Origin of the sequence: Mycobacterium sp. pW045, assembly GCF_041287085.1 — a bacterium.
GTDB lineage: Bacteria > Actinomycetota > Actinomycetes > Mycobacteriales > Mycobacteriaceae > Mycobacterium > Mycobacterium algericum_A.
This window is the reverse complement of the sequence record NZ_JBGGKU010000006.1, coordinates 18,374-34,817: the sequence shown is the minus strand read 5'-3', so window position 1 is coordinate 34,817 and position 16,444 is coordinate 18,374. Positions and strand designations below refer to the sequence as shown.

The following is a 16,444-nucleotide window of genomic DNA, read 5'->3' as shown; positions in this document are numbered from 1 at the left end:
CGCACCAACCTAGACCCGAGATCACTCGTCGTAGGTCACTTCCACCGAATCGGTCTCGGGATGGGCCTGGCAGGCCAGGATCAGCCCCTCGTCGAGGTCTTGCGGTTCCAGCACATCGTTGACCTCCATGGCGACCTCGCCCTTCTTCAAAACGCAAGCGCATGCGCCGCAGTGCCCCTCCCGGCAGGAGAACGGGGCATCGAGGCCCTTGTCGAGCAGCAGGTCCAGCAGCTTGACGTGGCGCGGCCACGCAATCGTCTGGGTCTGCCCGTCCAATTCGACGGTGACGGTGGCCGGCGCCGTGTCCGCTGAGCCCTCGGGCGCCTCGGTGATCTTGACCGCGGCGAACGGGTCGCTCTCCAACGACTTGAACACCTCGAGATGCACCTGCTCGGCCGGAACCTGCAAAGCGTCCAGCGCGTCCCGCGACGCCTGCATGAACGGGCCGGGTCCGCAGATGAAGGCCTGGCGGTCGGTGTAGGGCGCGATCAGCTGGGCCAGCGCCGCGGAGCTCGGCAGGCCCTGTACCGACTCCAACCAGTGCACGACCGTGAGCCGGTCGGGGTACTTGGCGGCCAGTTCGCGCAGCGCGGTGCCGAAGATCACCGACCGTTCGTCGCGGTTGGCGTAAACCAGCACCACCTTGCCGCTGCCCTGCGACAGCGCCGACTTGCAGATCGCCATCATCGGCGTGATCCCGCTGCCGGCGGCCAGTAGCAGGAAGTCGGTGTCCAGGGACTTGGGCACGAAGGTGCCCGACGGCGCGAGCACGTGGACCCGCATCCCGGGACGGGCGTGATCGCAGAGCCAATTCGAGGCGTAGCCGTCCGCGGTCCGCTTCACGGTGACGGTCAGCGAGTCGTCGGTGAACGGAGAACTGCACAACGAATAGCAGCGGGCCACCGAACCGGTGCGTTCGCTGGGAATTCGCAGCGTCAAAAACTGGCCCGGCGAGTACTTGAGCCGCTCCGCGGGGATCTCCGGATCGTCGGGGCCATCCGGCACGCCGAATACCAGCGAACACGCGTCGTCGGTCTCGGCGACGACCTCGCTGATCTGCAATTCCAGGACGTGACTGCCGAGTGGTTCGTCCGGAATGGTCTCCGTCACAGTCCGCCCCTCACCTTCCGTCATAACTAGAACAGGTTACAGAAAACCGGTCCGGTATCGCTACCAGCCGCAGGAACACCCCACTCGACACAAATCGGAACGTGTTCTAATCTCACTCTAGGCTGGTTGAGAAACGGGCCGCTATACCTGCTCACTCCATGGGAGGCAATCTAGTGACGTCCATTCAGCAGCGTGACGCGCAGTCGGTGCTGGCAGCCATCGACGACCTTCTTCCGCAGTTGCGCGAGCGCGCCCAGGAGACCGAGGATCTGCGCAAGCTTCCCGACGCCAACGTCAAGGCGCTCGAGGAGATCGGATTCTTCACGCTGTTGCAGCCGTCGCAGTGGGGCGGTCTGGAATGTGACCCGGCGGTGTTCTACGAGGCGGTCCGCCGCATCGCCAGCGCCTGCGGTTCCACCGGGTGGGTGGCGTCGATCATCGGTGTGCACAACTGGCACTTGGCGCTGTTCGACCAGCGGGCCCAGGAAGAGGTGTGGGGCTCCGACACCAACGTGCGGGTGTCGTCCTCCTACGCCCCGATGGGCGCCGGCGTGGTCACCGAGAACGCCGACGGTTATATCGTCAACGGCTCCTGGAACTGGTCGTCGGGCTGTGACCACGCCACCTGGGCATTCCTGGGCGGCCCGGTCATCAAGGACGGCAAGCCGGTGGACTTCGGCAGCTTCCTGATCCCGCGCAGCGAGTACACCATCGACGACGTCTGGCACGTGGTCGGCCTGCGCGGCACCGGCAGCAACACCGTCGTGGTCAAAGACGTCTTCGTGCCGCGGCACCGCTTCCTGTCCTACAAGGCGATGAACGACCAGACCGCCGGCGGTTATGAGACCAACACCGCGCCGGTCTACAAGATGCCGTGGGGCACTATGCACCCCACCACGATCTCGGCCCCCATCATGGGCATGGCCTACGGCGCCTACCAGGCCCACGTCGAGCACCAGGGCAAGCGGGTGCGGGCGGCGTTCGCCGGCGAGAAGGCCAAGGACGACCCGTTCGCCAAGGTGCGGATCGCCGAGGCGGCCAGTGACATCGACGCCGGTTGGCGGCAGCTGATCGGCAATGTCGCCGACGAGTACGCGCTGCTGGCGGCCGGCAAGGAGATCCCGTTCGACCTGCGGGCCCGCGCGCGGCGCGACCAGGTGCGCGCCACCGGCCGGGCCATCACCTCCATCGACCGGCTCTTCGAGGCGGCCGGCGCCACCGCGCTGTCCAACGACGCTCCGGTGCAGCGGTTCTGGCGTGACGCACACGCCGGTCGGGTGCACGCGGCCAACGACCCGGAGCGGGCATACCTGATCTTCGGCAACCACGAGTTCGGGTTGCCGCCCGGCGACACGATGGTCTGATCTGGAGGTATCGCGATGAGTATCCGTTCGCTGGGGTATCTGCGGATCCAGGCCACCGACATGGCGGCCTGGCGTGAGTTCGGCCTGAAGGTCCTCGGCATGGTCGAGGGCGACGGCGCCACCGATGGTGCGCTGTATCTGCGGATGGACGAGTTCCCGGCCCGGCTGGTGATCGTGCCCGGTGACACCGACCGGCTGCTGTCGTCGGGTTGGGAGTGTGCCAACGCTGAAGGGCTGCAAGAGATCCGGCAGCGCTTGGAAGGCGAGGGTACGCCCTACAAGGAGGCCTCGGTTGCTGAGCTCGCCGAGCGTCGTGTCGTCGAGATGATCACCTTCGCCGACCCGTCCGGCAACACCCTCGAGGTGTTCCACGGGGTGGCGCTGCAGCACCGCCGGGTGGTCAGTCCCTACGGGCACCGGTTCGTCACCGAGGAACAGGGTCTGGGGCACGTGGTGCTGTCGACCAAGGACGACGCCGAGGCGCTGCACTTCTACCGCGACGTGCTCGGCTTCCGGCTGCGCGACTCGATGCGGCTGCCGCCGCAGATGGTGGGCCGCCCGGCCGACGGCGACCCGGCGTGGCTGCGCTTCTTCGGCTGCAACCCGCGCCACCACAGCCTGGCGTTTTTGCCGATGCCCACCCCGACCGGCATCGTGCACCTGATGGTCGAGGTCGGCGAGGCCGACGACGTCGGGCTCTGCCTGGACCGGGCCTACCGCCGCAAGGTGCCCATGGCCGCGACCCTGGGCCGGCACGTCAACGACAAGATGTTGTCGTTCTACATGAAATCGCCCAGCGGGTTCCAGGTCGAATTCGGTTGTGAGGGACTGGAAGTCGACGATGAGGACTGGGTGGCTCGGGAGAGCACCGCGGTCAGCCTGTGGGGGCACGACTTCACGGTCGGCATAGAGTCATAGCAGTGAGCTCCGAATCGAAAGACGACCTTCCGATCGACCCGCGCGCGTTCCGCAACGTACTCGGTCAGTTCTGTACGGGGATCACCATCATCACCACCGTGCACGACGACGTGCCGGTGGGGTTCGCCTGCCAGTCGTTCGCCGCGCTGTCGCTGGACCCGCCGCTGGTGCTGTTCTGCCCGACGAAGATGTCGCGGTCCTGGCAGGCCATCGAGGCCAGCGGACGCTTCTGCGTGAACATCCTGGCCGAGGAGCAGAAGGACATCTGCGCCCGGTTCGGCTCGCGCGAGCCGGACAAGTTCGCCGGCGTGGAATGGGAACCCTCCCCGCTGGGATCGCCGATCCTGGCCCGCTCCCTGGCCCACATCGACTGCACGGTCGCCTCGGTGCACGACGGCGGCGACCACTTCGTGGTGTTCGGCGCGGTGCAATCGCTATCCGATGTGCCGGAGGTCAAGCCGCGGCCGCTGCTGTTCTACCGCGGCGACTACACCGGCATCGAACCGGAGAAGACCACGCCCGCGCAGTGGCGCGACGACCTGGAGGCGTTTCTCACCGCCACCACCGACGACACCTGGCTGTAGGTTCTTTCTTTCCCGCGAGCAGTCGCGAAAGCCCCCAATTCAAAGGTATTTTAGGGGCTTTCGCGACTGCTCGGCGGCTTTAATGCCAGCGCTGCTGGTGTTCGGCGTGGGTCCGCAGATACGCCCCGGGGCCGTAGAGTTCGTCGTAGAAGTCGGTGTCCAGATGCTGGGCCTGCAGGTACATCAGCACGTGCACGGTCGGCACGGTGCCCGGCAGCTTGCCGAAGGTGTCGTAGATATACGACGCCTGCAGGGTGACCAGTTCGGCGATGCCCTCGGGCGGCAGCGCCGAACCGCGCACCCCCGGATTGTCCGTCCACGGTCCCGCCGTCTCGCGGTGGGACGGACCGCCGGGGCCGAATTTGCGGGCCACCAGCTTGGCCACGCCGTCGGCCACCGACGCGACGTGGGGCGGGCTGAGCGTCTCGAAGTGGCCGGGCAGTCCGGTGACGTTCGGGAACGGCCAGCGCGGGTCGTCATCGGCGACGAAGCCGAACCCGGGTGCCCGCGGGTCACCCGAGCCGCCCAGCACCGACAGCCGGTCCAGGCCGTCGAAGATCCAGCCGCCCAGCCCCATCGCCTGCAATCCCAGCGCCCCGTTGTGGGCGGCGATGGACAGCTCGGCGCTGGCCTCGGTCAGCGTGTACTGCTCGACGAACGACAACGGTATCGGGTCGTCGGCGTGCGCCAGCCCGGAAAATGCTTGGATGCCCGGGATTTCGCAGCCGTTGATGTCGTCGCGAACCGGGTAGCCGTTGGCCGCGAAGAACCACAGGTTCTCCAGCAGGTGCTCGGCCAGATCCGCCACCGCGAACGCCAGCAGACTGCCCGGGTGGTTGCCGATCCAGGTGTTGTGGCCCTCCATGTAGGGCTCTTCGCGGGGCAGCTGCAACCGGGAATCCGAGAGCCGCACATAGGAATCGGCGGTATGGCTGATCCGGTCCTCGAGGGTGTCGAATTCCCGGGACGGCTGATCACGGGTCGGCAGCAGATAGCAGCCGGTGTCGTCGGTGAAGAACACCTGACTGGTGTGAAAGCCCGCCGCCGACGGCATGGCCCGGCCGGTGGCGCTGCCGGGGTAGTTCGGCAGCGCGGGGGCATACCCGGGGTGGTGCGCGATGCCGTCATGCCAGCCGGTGACACCGGCCATCAGCGACAGCAGCAGCGCCCGCTCGACGTCGGAGAGCGGCTGCACCGGCCGGCGGCTGCGGTAGGCCAGGGGGCCAGCCGGAATGACACCGCCGGCCGGGAACCGCCGCGACCGGCGCCCGGAGATGGCGGCGAACAACCCGAACCCGGCCGCCTCGGCCAGCGCGGCTCGTTCGTGCTCGCTGATCCTCAGGCCCATGGCGGACCTATTTGCTGACGGTCTCCAGCAGCATGGCCAGCTGGGTCGGCGACACCGCGATCCCGCACTGGTTCTTCAGGTCGGTGAGCGGCTGGGCGATGCCCTGCAGGGTCGACAGCTGGTCGAGGTGGCCGACGAAGTAACCCTGCACCGAGGACTTGGCCTGCTCCGGCGGCATGGTGGCGGCATTGGTCAGCACGTCGTTGGCCTCCGGGTGCTCGTTGAGGAACACACCCGCCTGGCTCAGCACCCCGCTGGCGGTACTGGACAGTCCGGCGGCCGTGCAGGGCGCCGGTGCCGCATCGGCGGCCGGGGCGGTGGTCCCGGCCGTTGCGGAAGCGGCCACCGCGCCGAGGATGCCGACGGCCGCCGCACCGATCGCCAGTCGAGAAGTCGTGGATGTGCGCATTGCTGTGATCCCTTCGATCAGACGAGCTTGGGCTAAACCTACCCGAGGGGCAGCCACTCGCGGATTCGGCGCAATGCTTCTTCGATGTCGGTGGTCGGGCCGGCGAACGACAGCCGCACGAAGGTGTTGCCCCGTTCGGTGTCGAAGTCGATACCCGGCGCCAGCGCGACCCCGGTATCGGCGAGCAGTCGCGCGCAGAACGCCAGCGAATCGTCGGTATGCCCGGCGACGTCGGCATAGACGTAGAACGCGCCGTCGGTGGGCGCCAACCGGTCGATGCCCATGGACCGCAGCCCGTCGAGCAGCAGTGCCCGGTTGGCGGCGTAGTGCCGCAGATGGCCGTCCGATTCGGCGATCGATTCGGGGGTGAATGCGGCGACGGCGGCGTATTGGGCCAGCACCGGCGGGCAGATGGTGAAGTTGCCGGTGAGGCGGTCCACCGCGCGGCGCAGCGCCGCCGGTACCAGCAGCCAGCCCAGCCGCCAGCCGGTCATCGCGAAGTACTTGGAAAAGCTGTTGGCCACCACCGCGTTCCGCGAGGTCTGCCAGGCGCAGCTGGTCTGCGGGGCGCCGTCGTAGACCAGGCCGTGGTAAACCTCGTCGCTGATCAGCCGCACCCCGGTCTCGTCGCACCAGGTGGCGATCGCGGCCAGCTCGGCGGGCTCTAAGACGGTGCCGGTCGGGTTGGCCGGGCTGGCGACGATCACCCCGGCCAGCGGCCCGGTTTCGGCGAGTGCGGCCAGCATCGCCGCGGTGGGCTGGAAGCGCGTCTCGGGCCCGCACGGGATCTCGACCACCTCGCAGCCCAGCGCGGTCAGGATGTTGCGGTAACACGGGTAACCGGGGCTGGCGATCGCCACCCGGTCACCGGCGTCGAAGCAGGCCAGAAACGCCAGCAGGAAACCGCCCGACGAACCGGTGGTCACCACCACGTCGTCGGGGTCGACGGCCAGGCCGTAGCGATCGCCGTAGGAGCCGGCGATGGCCGCGCGTAACTCCGGGATCCCCAACGCGACGGTGTAGCCGAGTTGGTTGGCCCGCAGTGCCGCTGCGGCGGCGTCACGCACCGGACCGGGCGCGCCGACACTGGGCTGCCCGGCCGACAGGTTCACCAGATCGCCGTGGCTGCGTTGGCGTTCGGCGGCGGCCAGCCACACGTCCATCACGTGGAACGGTGGGATGCCCGCACGCAGCGCGACGCCGCCGGAGCCGGGAGCCGAATCGGTCATGGCATCAACCTGCCATGACCCGCTGCAGGAAACGGGTGGAGTCGGGCATCGAGGCGATCACCGTGCCGGAATGGTCCTGGTCGGGGTAGATATGCAGCTCCACATCCTGGTGATTGTCGGTCAGTTGCTGATACAGCGTCTGGGTGGAAAGCGGCGGGACATCACTGTCGAGCAGCCCTTGCCCCAAAAAGATCGGCCGGCTGTAACCCTCGGTGGGCGTGCCCATGAAGCTGTCCAGCGCCGCGTCGATGCCGGGCAGCGAGCCGACCGGGGCGCTGAACAAGTCGTTGAGCGTGGTGGTCCCGACCCGCTGATCCAAGGCCGGTTTGCACAGCGACTGTGCGGCGTCGGCCAACTCGCGGCCGCGTGGCGTCAGCACCTTGTCGATACCGAGTTCGGTGTGCGCCTCGCGCAGTGCGGCGAGGATGTAGGAGGTGTAGCTGATCGCCGCCGGCGGTGTCTGACGCGGCGGCAGATCCGGCCCGGCCTGGGCGAACACCCGCTCGATGTTGGCCGGTGTTCCGGTGGCCACCACACCGCGGTAGTCGAGTCCGGCGCCTGCGGTCAGCCGGTCGGCCCACCAGGCGCTGTTGACCGCCGCGCCGCCGCCCTGCGATTGGCCGATGATCGCCCATTTTGGCGACAGCGGCAGGTCCAGGTGATGAACCGCGCGAACGGAGTCCACCACCGAATGCGCTTCGGCGGTGCTGTTGAGGTAGCTCATCAGTCCCGGGGTGCCCAGGCCGGCGTAGTCCGTGCCGACGACGACGTAGCCCTGGTCGAGCCAGTGCGTCAGGTACTCGTCGTCTCGGGCGCTGCGGGGCAGCGCCGATGGCGTGCAGTCGTCGCCCAGGCCGACGGTGCCGTGTGCCCAGGCGACCACCGGCCAGCCACCGGGTGGCGGGGCGGTGCGCGGGGTGAAGACGGCCGCCGTGCTGACCGCCGGTTCGGCGTGCTGGTCGACGGTGGCGTACAGGATGCGGAACGCCTCGCCGGCACCGCGCACCGACAGCGCCGGGTTCAGCGGTACCGCGGCGATCACGTCTCCGGCCGACGGGATCGGCCCGGCGTAATCGCGGGCGTCCAAGCCGGACCAGTCCGGCGCGGTGGTAGCGCCGACCGGACTGGTGGTTGCCAGGGCGCACACCAGCACCGCCAGCAGGGCCGCAGCCAGGAGACGGTTCGCAGTCACGTGGTGATTCCCAGAAACGTGAACGGCTCGGTGACCTGGAATTCGGCCGAGCTCTCGCCCGCGAACGTGTTGGATTCGTCGCGGCCCAGATCCAGCTTGCGCACCGGTGCGCCCTCGGACAGGTCGAGCTTGTTCAGGTCCACCCAGAAGACGTTGGGCGTCAACGCCGACTCGAAGCAGTACAGCTTGCGGCTGTGGTGGGCGACGGTGCGCCACCGGGTGGAGGAGATGTTCGGCTCGTCCGGTGTGGAGATGCCGAACGGGACCGACACGTTGCGCACCACGCTGAACACCGAGGCGAGCGCGATCTTGGGGTCTTCGACCTTGGGTATCGCGTTGACGTAGAACGATGCCCGCGCGAACCGGTCGGCGGCCCGGTTGGTGCCCGGCAGCATGACGGTGCCGCCGAGTTGTTCCCAGTAGGCGTTGACGGCGAGTTGCTGTTCGAACACCGGGGAGTTCGTCATCACCTGATAGTCGCGACTGTGGTGGATGACCTGTTTGCCGCCAACGTATTCTACGATCGCACTGTCACCGCTGCTGTCCGACATCGACAGGTGCAGGGTGGCCAGCCGCTCTTCACCGGGCACGCCTTCGGTGAGCACATCGAACGGTTCGGTCTGCAGTGCCGCGACCGCATCGCCCACCGTGGCGAAGTTGTCGAGCATGTACTGGGCCCACGTTGCGACGGACATCACCGGGCGGGAACCGTTGCGGGCGGGATACTCCGACTCGGCCAGCCACAGCAGGTTGGCCGACAGGCCGGCCTCGTTCAATCCGTCGGTGGTGCAGATGTCGTAGCCGGTGGCCACCACGCTGCCGTACTTCGCGGTCCACTCGATGGAGTTCGCTCCGGCCCGCCCGTCGCGCTTCACGCCGCGTGGCAACGACCACAGGTTGGTTGCCAGATCCAGCTTCCAGTCCATCGACCGTCCGGTGATGATGTTGCCATTGGGGCCCAGATAAACCAGTCGGGTGCACATGTGTCTACCGTACGGGCTTCTAGAACACCTCGGCCTGTAACCGCCGCAGGTGTTCTGCCGGCTGGCCGAGCAGCTGCGAACTGCCGTGCGCGCGTTTGAAATAAAGCTGGATGTCGCTTTCCCAAGTGATCGCGATGCCGCCGTGCAGTTGGACCGCCTCACCGGCGACCTTGGAGAATGCCTCACTGGCAACGACTCTGGCCAGCGCGGCCGACGTCGCCGACGGCTCGGCGATCGCGTCGTCGACGACGGCCCGGGCGGCCGAGACGGCCACGTACAGGTCGGCCATCCGGTGCTTGAGGGCCTGGAAGCTGCCGATCGGCCGGCCGAACTGCACCCGGTCCTTGGTGTACTGCACGGTCAGGTCCAGACAGCGGGTGGCCGCGCCGACCTGTTCGGCGGCCAGCAGGATCGCCGCATAGTCGGCGATGCCGGGGTCGGCGCCGATGGGCGCGATCTGCTCGGCGGTGACCCGGCCCAGCCGGCGGGTGGGGTCCATGGTTGCCACCGGCTCGGCGCTGAAGGCCGTCCAGCGCAGCAGTTGTCCGTCTTGGACGCCGATGACAACACCGTCGACATCCGCTGCGCCCACCAGATCGCCGTTGGCCGCGTAACCGTCACCGAAGACCACCGCTCCGATCGCACTGCCTTCGGCGAGCCGCTCCAGCGTTTCGGCATCAGGCTCGGTGGCGGCCAGCAGTGCCAGCTCGGCCAGCACGGTGCCCAACAGCGGGGTGGGCACCAGCGCCTTGCCCAGTTCCTCGAGCACGACGGCGGCATCGCCCAATTCGCCGCCGGCGCCGCCGAGCTCCTCGGGCACCACCAGCGCGGCGGCACCGACCTGCTCGCACAACAGCTGCCACAGCGACTCGTCGTAGCCGCGGTCGGATTCCATCGCGGTGCGGACCGCTTCGGGGGTGGCGTGCTTGTCGACCAGCGCGGCGACCGTCTGGCGCAGCAGGTCGCGTTCTTCATTGCGGGCCATCAGATCGCCTCCAACACTCGCCGCCGGTGGGCGGTGGCATCTCCCCAGGCCGGGCGCACGGCCTGCACCCGCAGCAGCCACAGTGACAGGTCGCATTCACTGGTGAAACCGATCGCACCGTGCGTCTGCAGCGCCGAGCGCGCGGCCAGCAGGGCGGCATCGGCGGCCGCCACCTTGGCCGCGCTGACGTCGCGGGCGGTCTCGGCGGTCTCGGCGGTCTCGGAGGCGAGTGAGAGCGCCGCTCCGTACACCAACGGGCGCGCCAGCTCCAAAGCGATGTGCACGTCGGCCAGCTTGTGCTTGATCGCCTGGTAGCTGCCGATCACCCGGCCGAACTGGGTGCGCTGCTTGGCGTAGTCCACGCTCGCGTTCAGCATGGCCTGCCCGGCCCCGATCAGCTGCGCTGCGGTGGCCAGGGCGCCCACCTCGTAGGCGCGGGCGGTGTCGGCTTCCCAGGAGTCGCCGGTGGCAGTCACGTCGAAGACGCCCCGGCTGGGGTCTACCGAGGCATGCCGGGTGCCGGCCTGCGCCGTGCCGGCCCGGCCGTTCTCTGCCAGCAAGACGAGGTCGGCGGTGTCGGCAGCCACGGCGCGGGGGGTGTGCGGCGGCAGCGCCACGGTGGCGATCAGCTCACCGGCGGCCAGCCCGGCCAGCTGCGCTGCGGCGTCGGGTGCACCGGCCAGCAGAACCGGCGCTACCGCAATCGATTCCACCACCGGCCCGGGTACGCACCAGCGGCCGAGCGCTTCCATGGCCAGCACCAGATCGACCGGGTGGGCGCCGATGCCGTCGAACTCCTCGGGTATGGCCAACGCGGTGACACCGAGTTCGGACAGCTGGTTCCACACCCGCTTGCCGGCCGCCGTGTCACCGGTCGACCAGGCGCGCACCGCGCCCGGCACGTCGGCCGCGGCAAGCGCGGCGTCGATGCTGGCCGCGAAGTCGCGCTGGTCTTGGTCTAGATCGAATTTCACTTCTTCTCCCGGGGCAGGCCCAGCAGCCGCTCGGCGATGATATTGCGCTGGATCTCGTTGGTACCGGCGTAGATCGGGCCACCCAGCGCGAACAGGTAGCCGTGGGTCCAGGCGTCGGCAAGCTCGCCGTCGGCGCCGCGGATGTCCAGGCCGGTCTGGTGCAGCGCGACGTCGAGATCGGACCAGAACACTTTGGTCACCGAGGATTCCGCGCCCAGCTCGCCGCCGGCGGCCAGCCGGGTCACGGTGCCGAAGGTCTGCAGCCGGTAGGCCTGCGCGGCGATCCAGGCGTCGGCGACCCGATCGGTGTACGCCGGGTCGCTGCCGTGCTCGCGCCAGAGCGCGACCAGCTTCTCGGCTCCCACCAGGAACCGGGCCGGGCTGCGCAGACTCATGCCGCGCTCATTGCTCGACGTGCTCATCGCGGCGCGCCAGCCCTCGCCTGCCACACCGATCACGTCGTTGTCCGGTACGAACACGTCGTCGAGGAAGATCTCGCCGAAACCGGTCTCGCCGCCGAGCTGCTCGATGGCGCGCACCGTGACCCCGGGCGCCTTGAGGTCGAACATGAAGTAGGTCAGCCCGTGGTGGCGCTGGGCCTCCGGGTCCGAGCGGAACAAGCCGAAGCCGCGCTCACCGAACGGCGCGCGTGAGCTCCAGATCTTCTGTCCGTTGAGCTTCCAGCCGCCCTCGACCTTGGTGGCCGTCGACCGCAGCGACGCCAGGTCGCTGCCGGACTCCGGTTCCGACCAGGCCTGCGCCCAGATCTCCTCGCCAGTCGCCATCTTCGGCAGCACCCGGTCCAACTGTTCTTCGGTTCCGTGTGCGAACAGCGTCGGCGCCAGCATCGAGGTGCCGTTGGCGCTGGCGCGCCCCGGTGCGCCCGCGCGGAAGTACTCCTCCTCGAACACCACCCACTGCAGCAGGGTGGCGTCGCGCCCGCCGTACTTCTCCGGCCAGGCGATCACCGACAGGCCGGCGTCGTAAAGCACCTTGTCCCAACGACGGTGCTGTTCGAAGCCTTCGGCGGTGTCGTAGGACGCGACCGGGAACTTGTCTTTGTTCGCCGCCAGGAACTCGCGGACCTCCGTGCGGAAGGCCTCGGTGTCGGCATCGAAATTCAGGTCCATCAAGCCCACTCTCTCAACTCATGCTTGACCACCTTGCCGCCGGGATTGCGCGGCAGGGAGTCGGCGAAGGTCACCGATCGCGGTGCCTTGAAGTTCGCCAGATGTTCACGGGCGTAAGCGATCACCGTCGCTTCGTCCAGCTCGGATCCTGCCCGGCGCACGATGAATGCCCGTCCGACTTCGCCGAGCCGCTCGTCAGGCACCCCGATCACCGCCACGTCGGCCACCCCGTCGAGGCGGGCCAGTACCTGCTCGATCTCGGCCGGATAGACGTTGAAGCCGCCGCAGATGTACATGTCCTTGAGCCGGTCGGTGATTCGCAGGTTGCCGGCCGCGTCCACGGTGCCGACGTCACCGGTGTGCAGCCAGCCGTCGGCGTCGATGGCGGCCGCGGTGGCCTCGGCGTCATCGAGGTAACCGAGCATGACGTTGGCGCTGCGCAGCAGCACCTCGCCGGCCTCGGAGTCGGGGCCGTGATCGATTCGCAGCTCGAAGTCGGCGATCGGCCGCCCGCAGGTGGTGGCGACGGTGACGGCGTCATCGTCGGCGCGGCACATGGTGGCGAACCCGCCGGACTCGGTCAGCCCGTAGGCGGTCAACACGATGTCGATGTCGAGTTCGTTCTGCATCCGCTCGATCAACACCACCGGCACGGTTGCCGCACCGGTGACCGCGAACCGCAGCGAGCTCAGGTCATGCCGATCGCGGTCGGGGTGGTCGAGCAGCGTCTGGTAGATGGTCGGAGGCCCGGGCAGCACGGTGATCCGGTGTTCGGCGATGGCTCGCAACGCTGCGGCCGGGTCGAAGGTCAGTTGCGGGATCAGGGTGGCCCCGGTCTGCAGACAGGCCAGGATGCCGGCCTTGTAGCCGAAGTTGTGGAAGAACGGGTTGATGCACAGGTAGCGGTCGTCGGCGGTCAGCTGCCCGCACTCGGCCCAGGCCGCCGGGCCGGCCAGCGACTGCCGGTGGGCGCAGAGCACGCCTTTGCTGCGGCCGGTCGTCCCCGAGGTGAACAAGATGTCGGAGAGGTCGTCGGGGCCGACCGCCGCGGCCCGGGCGTCGATCTCGTCCTCGGTGATCGCCGCTCCGGACGCGATGAACTCGTCCCACGTTCCGTCGGCTATCTCCACCGGTACCCGGACCACGTGCTGCAGGTCGGGCAGTCGGTCTCGATCCAGTTCGGCGAGTCGGTCGGTCTTGAGGAACCGGCCCATGCCGACCAGCACCTTGGCTTTGCTGCGGACCAGGATGTCGGCGGCCTCCGCGGCGGTGTAGCGGGTGTTCAGCGGTACCAGCACCGCGCCGGCGTAGTGGGTGCCCAGGCAGGTGATGACCCAGTGCCAGGTGTTCGGTGACCACAGCGCGACCCGGTCGCCGGGCGCCACGCCCTGGGCGATCAGCGCGGCCGCAGCGCGGCGCACCTGTTCACGCAGCTGGGCATAGCTGAGCCGGACATCGTCGGTGATCAGCGCCTCATGGTCGGGGAGTGCACTCGCGATGTGGTCCAGGGCCGCGGGGGTGGTCCGCGGGTCCGTGATCATGGGCGCCACTCCTCCTCGTCGCTGCGTTCCGCTCGCCGCTGCGCGGCCGGGGGCGCCCCGACCGCATCGTCGCCGGCGCCGGACATCGGGACTCCCTGGGTTCGACGGCTCGTAGCCGAGCAAGTGCTTGGTAGGTTAGCCTACAAGGGTGCAAGCAGTCGAGGAGTTCCGGGCTGAGGTCCGCGCATGGCTGTCCGACAACCTGGTCGGAGAGTTCGCCAAGCTCAAGGGCCTCGGCGGTCCCGGACGCGAACACGAGGCCTTCGAGGAGCGGATGGCGTGGAACCGCCACCTCGCCGACGCCGGGCTGACCTGCCTGGGCTGGCCGATCGAACACGGCGGCCGCGGCCTGTCGGTGGCGCACCGGGTGGCGTTCTACGAGGAATACGCCCGCGCCGACGCGCCCGACAAGGTCAACCACCTTGGCGAGGAGTTGCTGGGTCCGACGCTGATCGCCTTCGGCACCCCCGAACAACAGCAGCGCTTCCTGCCCGGCATCCGCAACGTCACCGAGTTGTGGTGCCAGGGCTACTCCGAGCCGGGCGCCGGGTCTGACCTGGCCAATGTCGCCACCACCGCAGTGCTCGAGGGTGGGCAGTGGCTTATTAATGGCCAGAAGGTGTGGACCTCGCTGGCGCACCTGTCGCAATGGTGCTTCGTGGTCGCCCGTACCGAGAAGGGCTCCAAACGTCACAACGGGCTGTCGTATCTGCTGGTGCCACTGGATCAGCCCGGTGTCGAGATCCGCCCGATCGTGCAGCTGACCGGCACCTCGGAGTTCAACGAGGTGTTCTTCGACAACGCGGTCACCGATGCCGACCTGGTGGTGGGTGAGCCCGGCGACGGCTGGAAAGTGGCGATGGGCACGCTCACCTTCGAGCGCGGCGTCTCGACATTGGGACAGCAGATCCGTTACGCGCGTGAGCTTTCCGCGCTCGCAGAGCTCGCCACGCGCAACGGCGCCGCCGAAGACCCGCTGATCCGCGAGCGGCTGACCCGGTCGTGGGTCGGCTTGCGGTCGATGCGGTCGTATGCGATGGCCACCATGGACGTGGAGCAACCCGGCCAGGACAACGTCTCAAAGTTGCTGTGGGCCAACTGGCATCGCGACCTGGGCGAGCTTGCCATGGACGTGATCGGTCGCGACTCGATGGTGCTCGCCGACGGCGAGTTCGACGAGTGGCAGCGGCTCTACTTGTTCACCCGCTCAGACACCATCTACGGCGGGTCGAACGAGATTCAGCGCAACATCATCGCCGAGCGGGTTCTCGGCCTACCCCGGGAGGCAAAGGGATGAGCTCGGCCAAAGATCTGTCCAAGGCGCCGGAGGAGATCGCCGGACACGGCCTATTGGCGGGCAAGACGGTGCTGGTGACCGCGGCCGCCGGTACCGGTATCGGTTCCACCACCGCCCGGCGTGCGCTAGTCGAGGGTGCCGACGTCGTGGTCTCCGACTACCACGAACGCCGGCTTTCCGAAACCCGCGAGGAATTGGCCGCTCTCGGGCTGGGCCGGGTGGAGGCGGTGGTCTGCGACGTCACCTCCACCGCTGCGGTCGACGAACTGTTCGAGACCGCCGTGGCCAGGATGGGCCGGCTCGACGTGCTGGTCAACAACGCCGGCCTGGGCGGCCAGACGCCGGTGATCGACATGACCGACGATGAGTGGGACCGGGTGCTGAACGTGACTTTGAACTCGGTGATGCGGGCCACCCGGGCCGCGTTGCGCTACTTCCGCGACGTCGAACACGGCGGCGTGATCGTCAACAACGCCAGCGTGCTGGGCTGGCGCGCGCAGCATTCCCAGTCGCACTACGCCGCCGCCAAGGCCGGTGTCATGGCCCTGACCCGGTGCAGCGCCATCGAGGCGGTCGAGTACGGGGTCCGGATCAACGCCGTGTCGCCGTCGATCGCCCGACACAAGTTCCTGGAGAAGACCAGCTCCGCGGAGCTGCTCGACCGGCTCGCCGAGGGCGAGGCCTTCGGCCGGGCCGCCGAGCCGTGGGAGATCGCCACCACGATCGCATTCTTGGCCAGCGACTACTCCAGTTACCTGACGGGCGAAGTCATCTCGGTTTCCAGTCAGCACCCGTGATGCCATGACGCGCCGTGACGAACTCCTGAACCTGGCTGCGGCGATGATCGCCGAGCGTGGGCTGCGCGCGACCACGGTGCGCGACATCGCCGACGCCGCCGGGATCCTGTCGGGGAGTCTGTATCACCACTTCTCCTCCAAGGAGGAGATGGTCGACGAGGTGCTGCGCGACTTCCTCGATTGGCTGTTCGAGCGCTACCAGCAGATCATCGACACCGAATCCGACCCGATGGAACGCTTCAAAGGGTTGTTCCTGGCGTCGTTCGATGCGATCGAGCACCGGCACGCCCAGGTCGTCATCTACCAGGACGAAGCCAAGCGGCTGTCGTCGCAGGAGCGCTTCGGCTACGTCGATGAGCGCAATCGCCAGCAGCGCAAGATGTGGATCGACGTGCTGCAGCAGGGCGTCGAAGCGGGTTGTTTCCGGCCCGACCTCGACGTCGACCTGGTCTACCGTTTCATCCGAGACACCACCTGGGTATCGGTGCGCTGGTACCAGCCCGGTGGCCCACTGACCGCCGAACAAGTCGGCAGACAATACCTCGCCATCGTCCTGGGTGGCATCACCAAAGAAGGAGTCTGA

At 68.2% G+C, this 16,444-nt stretch carries 16 protein-coding genes; 6 read left to right on the top strand and 10 right to left on the bottom strand.

The features are described 5' to 3' along the window. Positions 1-21: 21 nt before the first annotated feature. A complete protein-coding gene (locus tag ACAG20_RS11120) occupies positions 22-1,110 on the bottom strand; it encodes a 2Fe-2S iron-sulfur cluster-binding protein (RefSeq protein ID WP_370492551.1) in 1,089 nt (362 codons plus the stop codon). 173 nt (positions 1,111-1,283) lie between these two features. Here ACAG20_RS11120 and hsaA point away from each other — a divergent pair, with 173 nt between their 5' ends. The 3 genes from hsaA to hsaB are packed head-to-tail and all read left to right on the top strand — an operon-like array spanning position 1,284 to position 3,976. Further along, positions 1,284-2,474, top strand: coding sequence for a 3-hydroxy-9,10-secoandrosta-1,3,5(10)-triene-9,17-dione monooxygenase oxygenase subunit (gene hsaA / locus ACAG20_RS11115; protein ID WP_370492550.1), 1,191 nt, complete (start codon positions 1,284-1,286; stop codon positions 2,472-2,474). Positions 2,475-2,489: 15 nt separating this feature from the next. Beyond that, a complete protein-coding gene (hsaC, locus tag ACAG20_RS11110) occupies positions 2,490-3,392 on the top strand; it encodes an iron-dependent extradiol dioxygenase HsaC (protein ID WP_370492549.1) in 903 nt (300 codons plus the stop codon). Positions 3,393-3,424: 32 nt separating this feature from the next. Further along, a complete protein-coding gene (hsaB, locus tag ACAG20_RS11105) occupies positions 3,425-3,976 on the top strand; it encodes a 3-hydroxy-9,10-secoandrosta-1,3,5(10)-triene-9,17-dione monooxygenase reductase subunit (RefSeq protein ID WP_205277488.1) in 552 nt (183 codons plus the stop codon). Between the two features lie 79 nt (positions 3,977-4,055). On the opposite strand, the gene ACAG20_RS11100 is transcribed toward hsaB, so the two are convergent. The 9 genes from ACAG20_RS11100 to fadD3 are packed head-to-tail and all read right to left on the bottom strand — an operon-like array spanning position 4,056 to position 13,767. Beyond that, complete coding sequence (locus tag ACAG20_RS11100) at positions 4,056-5,324, bottom strand: hypothetical protein (RefSeq protein WP_370492548.1); 1,269 nt, start codon at positions 5,322-5,324, stop codon at positions 4,056-4,058. A 7-nt stretch (positions 5,325-5,331) separates the two neighbouring features. Further along, positions 5,332-5,733 carry a heme-binding protein gene (locus ACAG20_RS11095; protein WP_370492547.1) on the bottom strand — a complete coding sequence of 134 codons (402 nt, stop codon included), beginning with the start codon at positions 5,731-5,733 and terminating at the stop codon, positions 5,332-5,334. A 38-nt stretch (positions 5,734-5,771) separates the two neighbouring features. After that, entirely contained in the window at positions 5,772-6,962 is a 1,191-nt protein-coding gene (locus ACAG20_RS11090; protein WP_370492546.1) for a pyridoxal phosphate-dependent aminotransferase, read from the bottom strand. Positions 6,963-6,966: 4 nt separating this feature from the next. Beyond that, on the bottom strand, positions 6,967-8,154 hold the full coding sequence (locus ACAG20_RS11085) for an alpha/beta hydrolase family protein (RefSeq protein WP_370492545.1): 1,188 nt from the start codon (positions 8,152-8,154) through the stop codon (positions 6,967-6,969). After that, positions 8,151-9,137 (bottom strand): linear amide C-N hydrolase, encoded by a 987-nt coding sequence (locus ACAG20_RS11080; RefSeq protein WP_370492544.1) that lies wholly within the window; start codon positions 9,135-9,137, stop codon positions 8,151-8,153. Before ACAG20_RS11080 ends, ACAG20_RS11085 begins: the two co-directional genes overlap by 4 nt. A gap of 19 nt (positions 9,138-9,156) precedes the next feature. Continuing rightward, positions 9,157-10,122: an acyl-CoA dehydrogenase family protein gene (locus ACAG20_RS11075; protein WP_370492543.1), complete on the bottom strand. Its 966-nt coding sequence runs from the start codon at positions 10,120-10,122 to the stop codon at positions 9,157-9,159. After that, complete coding sequence (locus ACAG20_RS11070) at positions 10,122-11,096, bottom strand: acyl-CoA dehydrogenase family protein (RefSeq protein ID WP_370492542.1); 975 nt, start codon at positions 11,094-11,096, stop codon at positions 10,122-10,124. The genes ACAG20_RS11075 and ACAG20_RS11070 overlap by 1 nt, the downstream gene beginning before the upstream one ends. Then, complete coding sequence (locus ACAG20_RS11065; RefSeq protein WP_370492541.1) at positions 11,093-12,226, bottom strand: acyl-CoA dehydrogenase family protein; 1,134 nt, start codon at positions 12,224-12,226, stop codon at positions 11,093-11,095. Before ACAG20_RS11065 ends, ACAG20_RS11070 begins: the two co-directional genes overlap by 4 nt. After that, positions 12,226-13,767 (bottom strand): 3-((3aS,4S,7aS)-7a-methyl-1,5-dioxo-octahydro-1H-inden-4-yl)propanoate--CoA ligase FadD3, encoded by a 1,542-nt coding sequence (gene fadD3 / locus ACAG20_RS11060; RefSeq protein ID WP_370492540.1) that lies wholly within the window; start codon positions 13,765-13,767, stop codon positions 12,226-12,228. The genes ACAG20_RS11065 and fadD3 overlap by 1 nt, the downstream gene beginning before the upstream one ends. Positions 13,768-13,915: 148 nt before the next feature. On the opposite strand from fadD3, the gene ipdE1 reads away from it, so the two are divergent. The 3 genes from ipdE1 to kstR2 are packed head-to-tail and all read left to right on the top strand — an operon-like array spanning position 13,916 to position 16,444. After that, positions 13,916-15,064: an acyl-CoA dehydrogenase IpdE1 gene (gene ipdE1, locus ACAG20_RS11055; RefSeq protein ID WP_370492539.1), complete on the top strand. Its 1,149-nt coding sequence runs from the start codon at positions 13,916-13,918 to the stop codon at positions 15,062-15,064. After that, on the top strand, positions 15,061-15,861 hold the full coding sequence (gene ipdF, locus ACAG20_RS11050) for a (5R,7aS)-5-hydroxy-7a-methyl-1-oxo-2,3,5,6,7,7a-hexahydro-1H-indene-carboxyl-CoA reductase (protein WP_370492538.1): 801 nt from the start codon (positions 15,061-15,063) through the stop codon (positions 15,859-15,861). The genes ipdE1 and ipdF overlap by 4 nt, the downstream gene beginning before the upstream one ends. A 4-nt stretch (positions 15,862-15,865) precedes the next feature. Further along, positions 15,866-16,444: a TetR family transcriptional regulator KstR2 gene (kstR2, locus tag ACAG20_RS11045; protein ID WP_112684252.1), complete on the top strand. Its 579-nt coding sequence runs from the start codon at positions 15,866-15,868 to the stop codon at positions 16,442-16,444.